Annotated in this window: 17 protein-coding genes and 2 pseudogenes; 11 read left to right on the forward strand and 8 right to left on the reverse strand. The window is 38.6% G+C overall.

Annotated elements, in window-relative coordinates:
- Nucleotides 1-65 precede the first annotated feature (65 nt).
- Nucleotides 66-1,268, reverse strand: a complete 1,203-nt coding sequence (locus tag DIS06_RS11900) for a DUF819 family protein (protein ID WP_110113495.1) — start codon at nucleotides 1,266-1,268, stop codon at nucleotides 66-68.
- 350 nt (nucleotides 1,269-1,618) lie between these two features.
- On the opposite strand from DIS06_RS11900, the gene DIS06_RS11905 reads away from it, so the two are divergent.
- Together DIS06_RS11905 and DIS06_RS11910 are read left to right on the forward strand one after the other, a co-directional pair.
- On the forward strand, nucleotides 1,619-2,623 hold the full coding sequence (locus tag DIS06_RS11905) for a permease (RefSeq protein ID WP_110113496.1): 1,005 nt from the start codon (nucleotides 1,619-1,621) through the stop codon (nucleotides 2,621-2,623).
- 11 nt (nucleotides 2,624-2,634) lie between these two features.
- Nucleotides 2,635-3,603, forward strand: a complete 969-nt coding sequence (locus tag DIS06_RS11910; protein WP_110113497.1) for a TIGR03943 family putative permease subunit — start codon at nucleotides 2,635-2,637, stop codon at nucleotides 3,601-3,603.
- Nucleotides 3,604-3,631: 28 nt separating this feature from the next.
- On the opposite strand, the gene trhA is transcribed toward DIS06_RS11910, so the two are convergent.
- Nucleotides 3,632-4,276 carry a PAQR family membrane homeostasis protein TrhA gene (gene trhA, locus DIS06_RS11915; RefSeq protein WP_110113519.1) on the reverse strand — a complete coding sequence of 215 codons (645 nt, stop codon included), beginning with the start codon at nucleotides 4,274-4,276 and terminating at the stop codon, nucleotides 3,632-3,634.
- Between the two features lie 386 nt (nucleotides 4,277-4,662).
- Between trhA and DIS06_RS11920 the strand changes: the two genes are divergently transcribed.
- A complete protein-coding gene (locus tag DIS06_RS11920; protein ID WP_239422037.1) occupies nucleotides 4,663-5,352 on the forward strand; it encodes a DUF1643 domain-containing protein in 690 nt (229 codons plus the stop codon).
- A 35-nt stretch (nucleotides 5,353-5,387) separates the two neighbouring features.
- A complete protein-coding gene (locus tag DIS06_RS11925) occupies nucleotides 5,388-5,816 on the forward strand; it encodes a hypothetical protein (RefSeq protein WP_110113498.1) in 429 nt (142 codons plus the stop codon).
- A gap of 41 nt (nucleotides 5,817-5,857) precedes the next feature.
- Here DIS06_RS11925 and DIS06_RS11930 read toward each other — a convergent pair whose 3' ends face one another.
- Nucleotides 5,858-7,066, reverse strand: coding sequence for a hypothetical protein (locus tag DIS06_RS11930; protein WP_110113499.1), 1,209 nt, complete (start codon nucleotides 7,064-7,066; stop codon nucleotides 5,858-5,860).
- A gap of 63 nt (nucleotides 7,067-7,129) precedes the next feature.
- Nucleotides 7,130-7,858, reverse strand: coding sequence for a YiiX/YebB-like N1pC/P60 family cysteine hydrolase (locus tag DIS06_RS11935; RefSeq protein ID WP_110113500.1), 729 nt, complete (start codon nucleotides 7,856-7,858; stop codon nucleotides 7,130-7,132).
- Between the two features lie 466 nt (nucleotides 7,859-8,324).
- Here DIS06_RS11935 and DIS06_RS20165 point away from each other — a divergent pair, with 466 nt between their 5' ends.
- Nucleotides 8,325-8,465, forward strand: a complete 141-nt coding sequence (locus DIS06_RS20165) for a hypothetical protein (RefSeq protein ID WP_162595965.1) — start codon at nucleotides 8,325-8,327, stop codon at nucleotides 8,463-8,465.
- A 246-nt stretch (nucleotides 8,466-8,711) separates the two neighbouring features.
- Here DIS06_RS20165 and DIS06_RS11940 read toward each other — a convergent pair whose 3' ends face one another.
- Nucleotides 8,712-8,909 carry a cold-shock protein gene (locus DIS06_RS11940; protein WP_110113501.1) on the reverse strand — a complete coding sequence of 66 codons (198 nt, stop codon included), beginning with the start codon at nucleotides 8,907-8,909 and terminating at the stop codon, nucleotides 8,712-8,714.
- A gap of 427 nt (nucleotides 8,910-9,336) precedes the next feature.
- A pseudogene (locus tag DIS06_RS11945) lies at nucleotides 9,337-9,435 on the reverse strand (helix-turn-helix transcriptional regulator); the annotation flags it as partial.
- Between the two features lie 130 nt (nucleotides 9,436-9,565).
- Here DIS06_RS11945 and DIS06_RS11950 point away from each other — a divergent pair.
- From DIS06_RS11950 to DIS06_RS11970, 5 genes are all read left to right on the forward strand, one after another.
- Entirely contained in the window at nucleotides 9,566-10,555 is a 990-nt protein-coding gene (locus DIS06_RS11950) for a Gfo/Idh/MocA family protein (RefSeq protein ID WP_110113502.1), read from the forward strand.
- 72 nt (nucleotides 10,556-10,627) lie between these two features.
- Nucleotides 10,628-11,407 carry an alpha/beta fold hydrolase gene (locus DIS06_RS11955; protein WP_110113503.1) on the forward strand — a complete coding sequence of 260 codons (780 nt, stop codon included), beginning with the start codon at nucleotides 10,628-10,630 and terminating at the stop codon, nucleotides 11,405-11,407.
- A 309-nt stretch (nucleotides 11,408-11,716) separates the two neighbouring features.
- Complete coding sequence (locus DIS06_RS11960) at nucleotides 11,717-12,274, forward strand: tyrosine-type recombinase/integrase (protein WP_110113504.1); 558 nt, start codon at nucleotides 11,717-11,719, stop codon at nucleotides 12,272-12,274.
- Between the two features lie 17 nt (nucleotides 12,275-12,291).
- A complete protein-coding gene (locus tag DIS06_RS11965) occupies nucleotides 12,292-13,866 on the forward strand; it encodes a potassium/proton antiporter (RefSeq protein ID WP_110113505.1) in 1,575 nt (524 codons plus the stop codon).
- A 179-nt stretch (nucleotides 13,867-14,045) separates the two neighbouring features.
- Nucleotides 14,046-14,930, forward strand: coding sequence for a YitT family protein (locus DIS06_RS11970; protein WP_110113506.1), 885 nt, complete (start codon nucleotides 14,046-14,048; stop codon nucleotides 14,928-14,930).
- A 269-nt stretch (nucleotides 14,931-15,199) separates the two neighbouring features.
- On the opposite strand, the gene DIS06_RS11980 is transcribed toward DIS06_RS11970, so the two are convergent.
- Together DIS06_RS11980 and DIS06_RS11985 are read right to left on the reverse strand one after the other, a co-directional pair.
- A complete protein-coding gene (locus DIS06_RS11980) occupies nucleotides 15,200-15,757 on the reverse strand; it encodes a DEAD/DEAH box helicase family protein (protein WP_110113508.1) in 558 nt (185 codons plus the stop codon).
- A 34-nt stretch (nucleotides 15,758-15,791) separates the two neighbouring features.
- Nucleotides 15,792-16,253, reverse strand: coding sequence for an NUDIX hydrolase (locus DIS06_RS11985; protein WP_110113509.1), 462 nt, complete (start codon nucleotides 16,251-16,253; stop codon nucleotides 15,792-15,794).
- 488 nt (nucleotides 16,254-16,741) lie between these two features.
- Between DIS06_RS11985 and DIS06_RS11990 the strand changes: the two are divergent.
- A pseudogene (locus DIS06_RS11990) lies at nucleotides 16,742-17,080 on the forward strand (TlpA family protein disulfide reductase); the annotation flags it as partial.
- Between the last annotated feature and the right edge of the window lie 171 nt (nucleotides 17,081-17,251).

The raw sequence follows: 17,251 nt of genomic DNA on the forward strand, positions 1-17,251 counted from the left end.
GCCCAAGTCAATTGGACTGCTAGTAGTGGTGATTTTTCCTCTTGTATAACCATTGTTATTGAAGGTTAAACCATTTTTGAGACCATTTCAGCTAAGTAAGCAGTGAGGACAGCCCCGTATGTACCGACGACATTTCCGACGATTCCCATAAGAAGGCCAACCGGTGCTAGTGCTGGTTGGAAAACAGAGGCCACAACCGGTGCAGAGCTCGTCCCCCCGATGTTTCCTTGTGAGCCAACCGCAATAAAGAACATTGGTGCTTTCATTAAGCGTGCAGCAAGGAAAATAACTAAAATATGAATCGCTAACCATACGGCACCCATTAAAATGTATTGCGGTGCATCTACCACATATACTAAATTCGCTTTCGCTCCGATTGTCGTAAGCAGTAAGTAAATGCCTGCATACCCGATTTTACTTGCGCCGTAATCTTCTAATTTGCGTACTTTCGTAAACGATAACGCAATTCCGATAGCAGATACAATCATGATTGTCCATGTTGCTGCGTTTAGAACGGAAGTGGCTGGTAACGTTTCAGCGAATTTACGAATCACATAGGATACTCCAAAACCAAGACCTAGAATTCCTAACAATTGAGGAATCGCAAGCGGTTTTGCGTGTTGTTTTTCAAGCTCACCAATTTGCTCATTTAATTTTTCAACGATTGTGTTGTCTGCGTTGTTCCATTTGTTGAATTTATGCTGAAACGAGGCAAGAGCAATCATAATGCCCATCCAGCTATATCCAACTACCGTATCGACAACAATAATTGGTGATAAAATTTCTTCAGGTGTACCAACGGCATCGACTAGTGCTGCCATATTGGCAGAACCACCAATCCAGCTTCCTGCTAGCGCGGCTACACCTTTCCATGCATCTTCAGGTAAAAACGGCTGGAAAATCGCAAGGGAAATCGGCCCTCCGATGATGACTCCGAATGTACCTGCTAAAAATAAAAGAAGTGCTTTTGGTCCTAAGCGTAACGTTGCGGGAATGTTTGTAGATAGTAAAAGAAGTAAAAGACCAAACGGTAATATGTAAGTCGAAACGAAATCATACAATGCCGATGAAGATGGCGTAATGCCAAGTGTCGTTGAAATCATCGGTAAAAAGTATGCCCAAATAAGTGGCGGTGCGTAATGGAAAAACTTTTGTACAGCAGCATTTTTCCATTGTGCTAGCATAAATACCGCTCCTATTAGCGCAGATAAATACGCCATAAGCGCCATTGGGTCTTGAATGAGTGCGCCGTTTTCTGTTGCGAACATCTAGATGTACCTCCTTCTGTTGTGAAAAAATATCGTGTTTCTTCTTATTTATTAAAATATTTTTAAAACACGTAATTCTATCATACTATAAAGAAAGCGTTTTCTTTTATTTTTCATAACATTAAGATTTTTATTGATAGTTCTCTTTTATTTTAATGATAGACCGTTTCACTTGTTATACATGCGTTAATCGATGAAAGATAGAGATTAAATAAGTATGCTCAAATTTTCTAGCTGGCGGTCTTCCTTCCTTTCTTCATAGAGAAGAAGTAGGCTATTTCTCGTTTATAAATCGTAGTTATTCTTATTTGACTTCATAATTACATTCATAGAAGAAGTAACTCTAGCATATGTATCTAGTAACGAAGGAGGTTAAGAGAGTGACGCTATCAAAAATAAGCAAAGAAGTAGTAGGGTTGTTGCTGTTGTTGTTGTTTGGATACTGCTTTTTCTTTTTAGATATGAGTAAGATCGAGTTAGAAGTTCCTTCCTCTTTTTTAAACGTGAATGCAATTTTTTTAAGCATTGTGCTAGAGGCGCTCCCATTTATTTTACTAGGGGTATTTGCTTCAGCCATCATTCAAACGTTTGTGTCAGAGGAATTGCTTCAACGATTTATTCCTAAAAATGCATATGCAGCGCTGTTACCGGCTGCGATTGTCAGTGTGATTATTCCGGTGTGTGAATGTGCCATTATTCCTGTTGTAAGAAGACTCATTAAAAAAGGGATGCCTCTTCATGTCGGTGTCGTCATTTTAGTGGGTGCCCCGATTTTAAATCCGATTGTTTTGATGTCAACTTATTACGCTTTTCAAACAAACTTATCAATTGTCTATGGACGAATGGGACTAGCTTTTCTCCTCTGTATGGTTATTGGACTTGTTGTGTATGTCGTGTTTAAAAACAAGAATCAATTAAAATCGGTACACGAGCACCACCATGAGGTAACAGGCAATAAGCTTAAGCAAACATTGTATCATGCAAGCGATGAATTTTTTGATATGGGAAAGTACTTAATCATTGGTGCGTTTGTTGCTAGTTTGTTTCAAACGTTTTTAGATCGTCAGCTTCTTGTGCAAATTGCAAGCAGTGAGATAGTGGCACCAGCTGTGATGATGGCATTTGCGTACGTATTATCACTTTGCTCAGAAGCGGATGCATTTGTGGCTTCATCGTTTGCTCATACGTTTAACGCGAGCTCGTTGCTTGCATTTTTAGTGTACGGGCCAATGATTGATTTGAAAAATACAATTATGATGATGGCGTTTTTTAAGAAGCGGTTTGTCATTGGATTTATTGTTATTGTGACGGTGTTTGTTTACGGTGCAATTTTGGTTTATCAAGCTGTGATTTAGGGGGGAGGAATATGAAGGATTTACAATTTGTCCATTACATTCGTGGCATTATTTTAATCGGTTTTGCACTTTTGATGTTTAAGCTAATGATCACAGGAGACATTGTGCATTTTATTGCACCTAAAATGCAGCCGTTCATTTACTTTGCTGCGATAACGTTTTTTTTATTAGGAGTTATTCAAATTTGGCGAAGTAGTATAAAAGGCAAGGAAGCGTCGTGTGAATGTGGTCATCACCATGAGGGAGGAAGAGTTCAAAGTGTGTTGATTTACGCAATGTTTGTGTTACCAGTGTTAACAGGCTTTTTCTTTTCTGATCATGTGCTCGATAGCTCTGTGGCAGCGAAACGAGGCATTAAATTCGGAGCTAATGTGACAGAGCGTCCAACACCTGAGCAACGTGAAGAATTGATGAATGAAGCAAGTACAGGTAACGATGATCTTGAACAATACATGAACGATGTATTAAGTCGAGAAGTAGAAGAGCCAACTGAAGAGGGAGAAGTACCGTTAACGCATGAAGAAGGATTTGTGCCGCAAGCCCCTCCAGAAGGCTATTATGAGAAGTTAGCAGCTTCTTTAAAAGGCCAACAGAAAGTAGTGGTAAATGATGAGGAATACATTCCGGTTATGAATGTGATTGAAAGCAATGTGGCTGCGTTTGTTGGGAAAGAAATTGAAGTCAATGGATTCGTGTATCGAGAGCCAGAATTTGAGGACGATCAGTTTGTGGTAGCACGTTTTGGCCTATCATGCTGTGTAGCAGATGCGTCTGTGTACGGAACATTAGCGACAGTAAAAGACGCACAGAAATTAGAGGACGATGAATGGATTAAAGTGAGCGGTGTGTTGGCGCAAGTAGATTACAATGGCCTGACTTTACCGTACATTCAGATCAAAAAGATCACAAAGATTGAGCGACCAGCAAATCCTTACGTGTATGAATTTTACGAAGGAGAGCAGCTTGTGGCACCAAAATAAAAAACCGAGCGGTGTGCGCTCGGTTTTTTTAAGCAGGTAATACGTAAAGTAAAATCGCTAAGAAGTGAACAACGGTGCCACCTAAAACGAATAAATGCCAAATCATATGATGAAAGCGGAAACCTCGCCACACGTAGAAAATAGCACCAATTGTATACAAAACGCCACCTACAACGAGTAAGACGATACCTGTTTTTGCTAAATTTTCAGTCAGTGGACCCCAAGCAAACACAATCATCCAGCCCATAAATACGTAAAGAACGGTCGATAAGAAGAGAAATTTCTTCACGAAGAAGGCTTTGAAAATAATTCCCGCAATCGCAATTCCCCATACAATGGCAAATAGTGTCCATCCAATGGTTCCCTTTACAACCACAAACAAAAACGGTGTATAGGTACCCGCAATAAATAAGTAAATGGACGAATGATCAAAAATCTCAAACAAATCCTTCACTTTTCCTTTTGGAAAACTATGAACAAGCGTCGATGATACATATAAAAGGAGCATTGTAATCCCATAAATCGTAAAACTTACAACATGCCAAGGTGTTCCATCTAAAGATGCAAACACGATAAGGAGCGTTAAACCAACAATACTTAAGACAACCCCAATGCCATGGGTAATCGCATTGGCAATCTCTTCACCCTTCGTAAACGTATGCGTATTCGCCACAAACAAAACCCTTTCACTCATTATTCTTTCTCTTATTATAATCCAATTTCCACAGCATTTCTATTTAAAAGCAAGAAAAGTGTAGGCGACTGTTTAGGCTTGAGAGGCGTTGGAGCTTCTGTGAGGGAAACTGCTCTTTAGTTTCAATAACAGAAGTGAAACGACCGAAAGCCTAGGAGCCGGAACTAGACAGTAAGAAAAGTGTAGGCGACTGTTTAGGCTTGAGAGGCGTTGGAAGCTACCTGTGAATTACATGTATAGATGTAAAATCTACCATTTTGTAAAATGGCATAAAAAATCGTCATGACTGTCCTGTTTTGCCATAAATATAGAAGTAGTTATGTAGAGAGAATGAACCGAAAAGATAAATAAAAGGTGGGTTTCTGATGATGAAACGAGAGGCTATTTTTGATGAAACGGGAACATATCGTTATTCGTTATCAAGGAAATGGAGTGACGTAAACGAACGGAAAGTGACATTTATTCTTTCACATCCGAGTACGGCAGATGAACATAAAGATGATTCTGTTACCAAAAAGTGTCTTTTCTTTGCCCAAAAGTGGGGATTTGGACAGATGGAGATTGTGAATGTGTTTGGGTATCAAGCGTATCATCATGGTGTACTTCGTGAATTATCAAAAGAAGATGCAATTGGATATGACAATGACCGTTACTTATCATATGCGGTTGCGGATGCGGATTTAATTGTAGTGGCGTGGGGAGAGCATTGTGTGATGCATGGCCGTCATGAAGAGGTAAAAGCGTTGTTGAGGGGTGCCTCAACGTTTTGTTTTGGAATGACAAAGCAAAAGTACCCACGTCATATTTCCGGTGTTTCATATGGAACAACGTTAAAATCATTTTCAGGCCCACCGCTTCCTACGATCATTCAACCGGTCAAAGAAACACCTACACGAGAACCATCTTTAAGTTTTATTGAAGACATTGATCAATTTTATCAACCGAAAGAGCCTACGTATTCAACTATAAAATCATTGAAGGCAAATGGAGAATTAACTAAAAACGAACCGAGTATGTTTATTGAAGATTTAATTCAGTTAACGGATGAACAGTAAACAAAGAGAGTTTCTGGGTTAAGGGGATGAATAAAATGAAGAACAGAGAAGTGCTTTACCGTTTGGAACAGATTTATGAACAATTGGAAGAAGAATGTTTTACGTATCTTGGAACGATTGTGAGTGATGAAGCACAAGTTCCACCAGCTCTTTTAGTAGAGTTAACAGAGTTACTAGATGAACTAGCAGAAGATGAATCGTATGATGAACAGTTTGTTTGTTCAATCATGGATACAATTGATTATACAAGTGCTATCTATCAATTTGCGATGTTAAAACCGATTAGGATTGACGGACATGAAGATAAAATTGACCTTCTGTACGAAGAGAAATTACGTGTAGAGCAAGTACTCATCGGTGTATATAATCGTCAGCGTCGTATTTTATTAAAGAAAGCCACCCCTTCACTACGGAAGTTGAGTGAGCAGTTACAAGAGTTGTTGCGTGTCGGATCTATGCAATAAAAAAAGGATTGATCACATGAAAGAAAGTGATCAATCCTTTTTTATTGCAGTAGTTTTAAATCATAAGAATAAATGCTTTTGTTTCTTACGTTTGATAAGATGTGGTGTAATCCTTTAATTTCCATCGTATCAGTGACGCTTCCTGTGTCTAAGGAATATTGTTCGAGGTAATACTTTTCATCTTTGTTCGGGTCATAGCGTAGCACAAATAAGGAGTTGTCCTTAAAGTACGTTTCATCGTTATAACGAACGCCATCTTGAGATGGATTGTTTCCTAGTGAGAATGCTTTTTCCAATGTCGATGTTTTCGTATTAAATGCGTACACATCACCCAACCCATCAATATAATAAACATGGTCGTTATAGAGGTATGCTGAATTTCGTACGTTGTAAGGAATTGAAGCCGCTGGGTTTTCGAGATTTTTATAGTCTTCTAATGGGAAGGCTTCTTGTTTATGTGTTTGTTTATGAATCCGCATGAAAGACGTCTCTTCTTTTTGATCATTTACATATGTAGTACCAACAAAGTAAATATATTCGTTATCTACTAACAGAGGAGATAACGGATCAAGTGTTTTCTCGTCAAGGTTAAGCGTGGCGACATCCTCAATTTTAATATCGTCTTTCGCGTCTGTAAATGTCACTTCTTTTAACTCATACGTACTTGCTTCTACATCTGACGTCAAAATGTGAATGCGATCATCAGATAGGCCTGACGTGACGATGTAGTGTGGGATATTACTTGTTTGAAAGGATGTTTCGTTTCCAAAATAAATATTAGAATCATAACCGCCGTTTTTTTGGTTAATGCCTGTATTGTGAATACTAAATAATAGGTCTTTTTCTTTCATATACCCTGTCATAGACCCTGTGTATTGATCTTTCTTCATCGGAAACTCTTTGTACTCCTTGCCGATCATTCGTACTTTGTTTTTTTCTTCTAAAAATAATGAATCGTCAGTGACGGTCATCATGCCAAGCTCTAGTCCACTCATTTGTAAGGCGCTTGACTCGCCATTTTTATCAATAAAAACAGCATAGCTTAAGCCACTTCCATCCAAATCTTGATCAGCCGTTGTTGAGAGGTATAGGACGGCTTTTTTATCGTTCAGGAAATTTTTTTTGCTTAAGTCTTCTTCCTGAATTAAAGCAGAGCTCACGACCACCTTTGGAATTAAAATCGTTTTGACTGTTAGTCCAATGGCCAAGATACCGATCAGCATGCTAATAATGATGATTGTTTTTTTCATACGTCCTCCATAATAGCTCTAAAGACGAAGCCACAGCTTTGTGACTTCGCCTCTATGAATTTATTAAATATTTCGTACTAATGTTGTGTCTGGTGCATCACGCACATCGCGAGGATAAACACCAAGTCCTTTGTCTTTGTCTAGGTCCAAGCCTGCTTTTAATAAGAAGGCAGACCAAACAAGTTTCGAGCAGTTCTTTGCTTCGTAGTGAGAAGTTGTTCGATTTGTTGCGAAGTTGTAAGAGTATGAGTCTCCAACTTGTGAATATGCCCAGTTAGCTGCTGCGTCTTTTTGAGCAGCTGTTGCGTTTTTAACGGATTTAATCACAGCACCTGTCGAATCGACTTTTCGTACAGAAGCAGAGATTGTGCGTACGCCTGTTGAAGGAACCGATTCAACGATTGTACTTGCTGTATAATATAATCCTACATGACCGTGATCTAAATAAGCTGTTTGCGAAGGTGTATAGTAAATATGTGATTTAGAAGAACTTCCGATGATTTTCGTACCGCCTGTATCACCTAGTACTCCTACTGTTTCTGCTTCTTCTTTTGCTTGCTTTTTATCTTTTTGTAGTTCTTTGTAAACGTCTTTTAACAGTTTTTCTGTAGAAATTCCTGTGTTCTGAGAATATGTTTCAAGACTACTTAATAATTCTTCACTTGTGAGATCTGGTTGAAGCTCTAAAATTTCGTTTAAGTAAGGTGTTTGTTTCTCAGCAGCAGACGCAAAAGAAGCACTTCCTACTAATAATGATGCAGCAACAGATAATGACACAATCGATTTTTTCATATACAATCCTCCACAAATCATAAATGGTTTAATGGGATCCCTCGTCGACTACTATAAATTACCAGGTTTTTGATAGAAATGTAAATAATCGTAAGGGCCTAGTAGATGCTGCATAACTAGAGTTATATTTGCTTGTTTCTACAAAGAATGATGATAAAATTATTCATTTTTTTACAAAAATTTTACGTATCCAATCTTTCTTTTTATAAAAGTGAAAAAAATGACGAAATAAAAATAGGTAAAAAGAATTGATGTTTATAATCTGCACAATAAGTATATATGATTATCTTTTGTGAAAATAATCCATAATTTTAATTATGCAGAAATCTTTTAGACAAAAGTGTATATGTGTAAACGCTATGATGACTAGAAAAGAATTAAAAGAGTTCAAGCAGGAAAAACGACCGAAAGTAAAAAAGGGAGCAGACACCTTGTAAAGATCAATCACCTTTGTTGACTAGCAGTAATGGAAAACGAGAAAGCAAGCCGAGTTATTGAATTTATAAAAGAAGCGAACATTCAAGTCGTCACATTGCCAGTAGCCAACCTTTACTTACAAGGACGACATGATCAAGGGATTGTCAGGCTTGGGAGTGACAAGAGTTAGTGAATTGAAGGCATGTGAACTGAGATTATAGAAATACGATTTGTGTTCAATAACCATCGCTAAGTCAGTGTTAAAGAAACACATTAACGATTAGCAGGTACAACACTAACAGTATTCTGGCTTGAAAATCAGAGGCCATTATAAAAAACTAATGAATTTGGTTTAAGTGGGTGACTCTGTGAGACATCTGTTTAAACCAAAAAGAGACTCCGATTATCGGAGTCTCTTTTTATATGAAAGGTCTGCTTACTTTTGAACGTTAGCAGCTTGAGGTCCACGAGCACCTTGCTCAACTTCGAAAGTTACTGTTTGACCTTCTTCTAAAGTTTTGAAACCTTCGCCTTGGATAGCGCTGAAATGTACGAATACATCGTCTTGTCCTTCAACTTCGATGAAACCGAAACCTTTTTCAGAGTTAAACCATTTTACTTTACCTTGTACCATGTGTAGTACCTCCTAAATTGTGGATGAATACATCCATTTTATTCACTATCTCTGCTCAATGGTATCTTTTGAATATAAACACCACTTTTAAGAAGGCATTTTGACTATTCACGTACCGAACAAAAATAACTTCTTTAGTATAACATGTTTCCAAAATAAATAAACCCCTTTTTCGGAAAAAAGATAGAGCTTACAAAAAACCTATCATTTTTTAACCAAAAGCGACATCGGAAAAGTAGAAGTGAAAAGAGAGGGTGAGAGAGCGAAAAGCCCAGTGTGTAAACGGATTGTGGCTGTTACTGAAGAGAGGAATTTATTTTTTGCGTTTGGCGAAGGAGGGGGATTTTAGTCGGAAAGTATTTAGATAGTATTGAAGTCATAGATGATGAGAGTCTCGCTTCAAGTGTTTTGGTTCGTACACGTACAATCATAGATCATCTAATGTTTCTCCTAAATTGATGCACAGCTGTAGAGACGGATTGTATTTACCACTTTCAATTAAACTAATGGTTTGTCGTGTTACATTTGTCTGTCATAGATTGCAAGGTGTTTCTTATTAGATGTTTCCTTTTTTAGTGTGAATGACTTCATTCGCAAAATGAGGTAAAAAAGAGTAAGATAAAAAAACAAATGAACATACAAGGAGAGATATGAACATGGTACGTTTTGCGATTATCGGGACGAACTGGATTACGGAGCGTTTTATTGAAGACGCTCGCCAACATCAGGATTTTGAAGTAACAGCGGTATACTCGCGTACAAGTGAAAAAGCAGCAGAGTTTGCGGCGAAAGTGGGGGCGAGTGTCACATTTACGGATTTAGAAGAGATGGCCACAAGCGATACTTTTGATGCTGTCTATATTGCAAGTCCAAACTCTTTTCATGCGGAACAAGCGATTTTAATGATGAATCATGGCAAACACGTGTTATGTGAAAAGCCAATGGCATCTAATACACGTGAAGTAAAAGCAATGATCGACACAGCGAAGAAAAACAATGTGTTAGTCATGGAAGCGATGAAGTCGACGTTGCTGCCAAACTTTAAAGCTGTTGAAGAGAATTTACATAAAATTGGACAAGTACGCCGCTATTTTGCGAGCTATTGTCAATATTCGTCTCGTTACGATAAATACAAGCAAGGAACGGTATTGAATGCGTTTGATCCAACTTTTTCAAATGGTTCGTTAATGGACATTGGGATTTACTGCATTTACCCACTTGTAACGCTATTTGGCAAGCCGACCGACATAAAAGCGGTAAGCTACATGTTAGAGTCAGGTGTGGACGGAGAAGGGAGCATCTTATTAAAATATGACGACAAAGATGCGGTGATTATGTATTCAAAAATCACAGATTCCTCTTTACCAACTGAGATTCAAGGAGAAGATGGAAGCATCATCATTGATAAAATTCATACGGCTGAACAAGTGGAAGTGCGCTACCGAAATGGTGAAAAAGAAGACGTGACCGTGCCTCAATCGCAGCACACGATGTTTTATGAAGCGAATGAGTTTATTGAACTTGTAAAATCAGGAAAAACAGAATCAAGTGTGAACTCGTTTGAGCGTTCACTGATTACAATGGAGATTATGGATGAAGTTCGTAAGCAGATTGGACTTGTGTATCCAAATGACACGAAACAGTAATATTTAAATGAGCGAAACATGTAAAAAGTGTGGTATGATAGCGGTAACTTTTTTACATGAAAGGGTAGAGACATGGATTATCGGATTTATAATCATGATCAATCTAGACCATGGTTAGTGCTGCTGCATGGTCTTGGGGCCAACTCAAAAATTTGGTACAAGCAGTTAAAGGAATTTAGAAAGCACTTTACCGTCCTTGCGATTGACTTGCCTGGCCATTCACCGAACGGACAAATTAAAAAAGAAGAAGAGTTTTCGTTTGCGATTTGTGCCGAAAAGGTGTTGAAGTTGTTAGATGAGCTGAAGATTACAAAAGCACACTTCGCCGGTATTTCACTTGGAACCATTATTATTCATGAGCTTGTAAAAGCAGCACCAGAGCGTATGATTTCCATTGTGTGTGGAGGAGCTGTGACACGCGTGCAAGCATGGGCAAAAGCGGTGTTAGGTGCGGCGTATAAAGTAAAAGCCGTGTTGCCGTACATGTTGCTTTATAAAATTGCAGCGTCTGTCATCATGCCACGAAAAAATCACGCTGCTGCGCGCAAGCTTTTTATAAAAGAAGCAGCTAAAATGGGAAGAGACCAATTTTTACGCTGGTTTTATCTTCTTTATAAAACGAAACAATACTACCACCGCGATGAGTTTGGGGTGCCGAAGCTTTATATTTCCGGACAAGAAGATCATCTTTTTTTACCGCTTGTGAAAAAAGATGTTCAATGGGATGAAAAAGCTACGCTGCAAATTATTGAGAAGTGTGGTCATGTTTGTAACATCGACCAACCAAAAGAATTCAATGAGCGGGTGCTAAGTTTTTTGTTAAAGCATGCGAGAGTGAAACAAGTCGGATAAGCGTGTGACTGATGATGAGTTGAGTCATATTACTTGAATGGGGTATGTAGATTACACGTTAAGTAACAATCCCTTGCCTGTAACATTCGTTATAACGGATAAGAGGGCAAGGGATTTGTTTTATCTACATCTTTAATAGAAATAAGTAAACGCTTTAAAGAGGACATTTATTTGACGAATCTGATTGATGCGCCTATTTAGGGCGCTTTTTTTGTCCTATTTGTTATGTTCTGAATAATGAAAGCATATCATTTTAATGTAACATAACTCTGTGTTATAATAGAATTATGTTACATTAAGGAGGACATTATGAAAACTGTTGAAGCGATTAAGGATGAAGAAAAGTTAAAGTCAATGAAAGCCTTTTTGCAATCGCGTTCAGCTCGTGATTATTGTTTATTCTTGCTCGGAATGAACACAGGTATACGTGGTCAAGACTTGCTGCATGTGCACGTAAAAGATGTGGTGAGTGAGTCTGGTGACCTTCTTCATTATTTACAATCCTCTGTTTATACAAATCCTCCCGTGTATTTAAATCGTGATGTTCGTCAAGCGATTCAACAATGCATTGAAGAAGGACATCTTCAAGCGACAGACTATTTATTTAAATCAAAAAAAACATCTGAAGCCATTACACGTCAACAAGCATACCGAATTATTAATGAAGCCGCCAAGCAAGCAGGCATTGAGGGGTCCATTGGTACTCACACCCTTCGTAAAACGTTTGGCTATCACGCGTACGCAAAAGGAATTGCGATTTCATTGATTCAAAAACGACTTCATCACGCCACCCCGTCTGAAACTCGTCATTATATTGGAGTCGATCGACAAACCGATCTGTCCATCAAGCTTGATGTGAACTTATAGAAAAGGAGTTGAAGCGAATGCTGAATGAAATTATTACGACAGATGCCTTTATCTTACTTTCTGCCATTCTACTCATTTCAGGGGTCATCACAACAAAATTTTCTGCCAGGTTAGGTGTGCCAGCACTTGTTCTGTTCATTGTCGTGGGAATGGTGATGGGCAGTGATGTGTTAGGAATTATTCATTTTGATAATGCAAGTATTGCACAGACAATCGGGGTATTCGCACTTGTCATCATTTTGTTTGAAGGGGGTCTTCAAACAAAATGGAGTACGTTACGACCAGTTATCCCTCCAGCTCTTTCTCTCGCGACTGTCGGTGTTTTATTAACATCCGGTATTGTAGCGGTTGCTGCCAAATACATTTTAGGTATTGGGTGGTTAGAAGCGGTTTTATTCGGAGCCATTGTTGGTTCAACCGATGCCGCTGCTGTCTTTGCTGTGTTAAAAGGGCAAAACGTCAAGCCGCGTATTGGTGCGACATTAGAAGCAGAATCAGGTTCGAATGATCCGATGGCGGTGTTTTTAACGATTGCGATGATCGAATTAATCACCCTTCCTGATGCGAACATGTGGAAGTTAATTGGTTCGTTCTTTGTACAGATGGGACTAGGGATTGTTCTTGGTTATTTATTTGGTCGATTAGCGGTATCTGCTATTAATCGATTAAATCTTGATTCGAGTGGACTGTATCCTGTGTTTGCTACGGCGTTTGCGCTCTTAATTTATGGCATCACGGCTTTTATGAACGGAAGTGGGTTACTTGCCGTTTACGTGTCAGCGATTATCATTGGAAATACAGAAGTGGCGTATCGTCATTCAATCATTCGTTTTTCAGAAGGGTTTGCGTGGATGATGCAAATTCTAATGTTTGTCATTTTAGGATTACTTGTGTTTCCATCTGAACTTTTTACGTGGGATATTATGTTCAAAGGTATCTCGATTGCGCTTATTTTAATGTTAATCGCTCGACCTGTAGCGGTGTATTTATCAACCATTAAGATGGGATATACAAATAAAGAATTGTTATTCTTATCATGGGCTGGATTAAAAGGAGCCGTTCCAATCGTTCTTGCAACGTTTCCGATGTTAGCGCATGTTGAAAATAGTCAGCTCATTTTTAATGTCGTGTTCTTCGTTGTATTAATGAGCTGTCTCATTCAAGGGTCAACGATTACAAATTTAGCTGACAAACTTGGATTAGTTGGACCAGAAAAAACAACACCGATGCATTCGTTAGAGCTTGTGTCACTAGGTAAAGCGAATGCTGAGATGATTGAGTATGAAATGGAAGAAGATGCCGCGATTGTTGGTCAAAAATTGATTGATATTCCGTTTCCACAGCATGCGTTAATTAACGCAATTATTCGTGATGATAAACTTATTACACCGACGGGTAATACGGTCATTCAACCGCGAGATTTTCTATACGTATTGACGTCACGTGCGAGTAAGCAGGAGTTAAAAGAATTGCTGCAAACGAAAAAAGAAGAAGCGATTACGTTAGATGAACCATTGACTGAAGAAGGAGAGTCTGTTCAGGAAGGAACGAATCATGATGCTCCGTCACATAAGCAGTCTGAAAAAGAATAAATGAGACGAACGTAGGTTGCGACGTCTAACTTTGAAGAAGATAGTTAATCAGTTGTAGGTTATGACAAGCAACTGATTAACTATTTTTGGTGTTTGCTGATGTGTATGGAGGCTTTGGTCGAAAAAGAAAACGATTCAAGGTATAATGAACAAGAGATAAAAAAGAAAGAAGCGATTGTATGGCAGAATTAACAAAATCAAAATTACAGCACCGAAAACTGACGCTAGTAGGAATTTTAAAGCGCGTGATTGCTATCAGCATCGGTGCACTATTAATGGCAACGGGACTTGAAATCTTTTTAGTACCGAACAACGTTGTCGACGGAGGGATTACGGGTATTTCGATTATGCTTTCACATATTACAGGTGTGAAGCTAGGGGTATTCCTCTTTGTTTTAAACTTACCGTTTGTATTTTTAGGGTACAAGCAGATTGGAAAGACGTTTGCGATTTCCACGATTTTTGGTATTTTACTTTTATCGATTTTAACGACGATGTTTCATCATCTTCCGGCGTTTACAGATGACGTGTTACTAGCGACGGTGTTTGGTGGAATGATTCTTGGAATCGGAATTGGGCTCGTTATTCGTTACGGAGGCTCACTAGATGGAACGGAGATTTTAGCGATTCTTATTAATAAGAAAGTGCCATTCTCTGTTGGTGAGATTGTCATGTTCTTTAACCTATTCATTTTAGGTGCAGCCGGCTTTGTATTCAGTTGGGACCGTGCAATGTATTCGATTTTGGCGTATGTGATTGCAGCGAAGTCGATTGATACGGTCGTACAAGGGATGGAACAATCAAAATCAGCGTGGATCATTAGTGATCAATACCGCGAAATCGGAGAGGCTATTAATGCTCGTCTCGGTCGTGGCGTGACGTATCTACACGGAGAAGGAGCGTACACAGGAGAGGACAAGAAAGTCGTGTTCTGTGTGATTACACGATTAGAAGAATCAAAGCTAAAATCTCTTGTTGAAGAGCTCGATCCAGGAGCCTTTTTAGCGGTCGGTGACATCGCAGAAGTACGTGGTGGCCGATTTAAGAAGCGTGACATCCATTAGGTGACATAGAAGTGCCCAGAAGGGTCTTTTTGCCAAAAAGAGAACGGGACATAAGTGTTTTTAAAAGAATAGTGGAATGGAGCGTAAGACACTCGACTCCTGCGGGAAATAGAGGAAAGGCTGAACGAGGAGGCTCAGCTTCCTCCCCCGCGGAAAGCGAGTGGCTGAAGCGCAATGGAACGAACTTGTGATTACAATCGAACAATTATAGAAAAGCCATTGTTCGTCTTTGAGAAGGAATTATTTCATTATGTCCAACCTCTTTCTATTTATAAACGAAATGTTTCTTTAATGATCGTAGCGACTTCGACTGCACTGAAATGGGTATTGTTTATTTTTAGGTAATTCTCTCTGTTTATTTCTCCTTCGTAGGAGTTTAGTCGATGTTTTTCCATCGTTTGTTTTAAATCTTGTTCCGACCATTCTACATTTCGCTTGGTTGGTTTATGTGCAAGTCTGTTTGGACTTTTGTTTCGCTCTATTCTTTCTTTTACGTCAGCTTCAAGCTCTACAAAGTAAACTGTGCCGCCTTTAGATTCAAAAATTTCACACACGTTGCTGATATAATCCCAATCCGATTGTGTATCAAATGCCCACACATACGTAAAAATTAACCCTTCTAAATCACTTTTTGCAACGGACTCAAAGATTTCTGTGCGAAATAAGTTCACGAGTCTCCACATTTCTGAGTTAAATTCGAAGATAGGTGCGACTAAATCAATGGTCATATGGTTATGAAAAAGTTTTAAGTCTGTCAACTTTTGTAATTCCTGTCCCACAGTCATTTTACCGACTGCTTGAGGACCAAATAAAAGAACAAATTTCATCCGTCTTTCCCCCTAAACGATCAGTTTGTCTTTGTTATTTTACATTCATCTTTTCATGATTAAGGTATGTTTCGATAAAGGTACGATTTGTAGCGGTTAACTCACTTGGTAAGTCATCCATTGAGACGTACTTCATCTCTATGGATTCGTTGTAGTCAATCTTTAAGTCTCCGCTTACTTCTTTTGTATAATAAACAGCGGTGACCGAATACAGTTGATCTCCGTTTGGCATGGTTAAAAAGTAGTCAGAGCCGGAAAATACCTGTAGGAACGTTATGTTTTCAACGGTTAGTCCTGTTTCTTCAAGTACTTCTCTTTTTGCGACTTCTTCAAAGCTTTCTCCCAACTCCATCAAACCACCAGGTAATCCCCAAGATCCTTCGTGTCTTTTTTGCAGTAGCACTTCATTTTGTTCGTTCAAAATTATCACAACCGAACTAGGTAAAATCAGTGGGGCCTGTCCGACGTATTGTCGTAAAAATTGATAATATTCCATTTCGATCTCTCCCTTGTCGTCTGTTTCCTTTTAGTAACGATGTATTTTTCTATCTTAACATATTATTCCAAACATTTTAGTTGTTGAGAGAATTCAATTGGTTAAAAATGAAGATTGAGAGAGAAAGAGGAGAGAAGCATCGATTCATTCATCTAAAAAGAAGCGTAATCGGCAACATGTTTTAGATGAATGATAGTAGATGTGGAGGCAAAACATGTTGCGAACAGGACTAAACAGAGTTGTTTTCTCTGTTGTCTCAGACTCGTTCATTCTTTATAGTGAATTTTAGATTAAAATAATTATAAAAAAGTATTGACTATAAAAATGAGGCGTGTATATAAGAATTGTAATTGAGATTGATTCCCACTTAATAGTCATTATCGTAATGGATAAGACAGGGGGAATCAAGTTAGAACACGCTGTTGTTCTACTAAACTTTTAAAAAGCAAGCATACGCTTGTGAAATAGGTAACAAATAAAACTTACTTTTTTGGTCTGTAAGCTGCTACTTATGTAAAGAAGCGATGCCAGAAATCAATGAGTTACGTGACGAGTACGATGATCAGTTAAACGTTGTAGCGGTTCACATGCCTCGTTCAGAAGACGACTTAAATATGGGCGTAATTGAAGCAATGGCAATGGGGCATGACATTACACAACCAATCTTCGTTGACAGCGAACACAAATTAACAGACGCATTTGAAAATAAATATGTACCAGCTTACTACGTATTTGACAAAGAAGGAAAGCTACGTCACTTCCAAGCAGGTGGAAGTGGAATGGACATGCTTCGCAAGCGTTTAAATCGTGTGTTAGGCGAAGAGTAAGAAGAAAGAACAGGCCGAGAGGTGAATTCTATGAACGAATTCTCGTCTCGGTTTTTTCGTGTTAAACGTAGGCCATAAAATTAAAAAGCAGCTGAAAATACTCTCAAGTCGTATTCTATATATAAATGATTAACATTTCCAACTTCCTATGCTTAAACCGTTTTATCCTTG

It is taken from the genome of Bacillus sp. CGMCC 1.16541 (genome assembly GCF_003184905.1).
Lineage (GTDB): Bacteria > Bacillota > Bacilli > Bacillales > Bacillaceae_H > Priestia.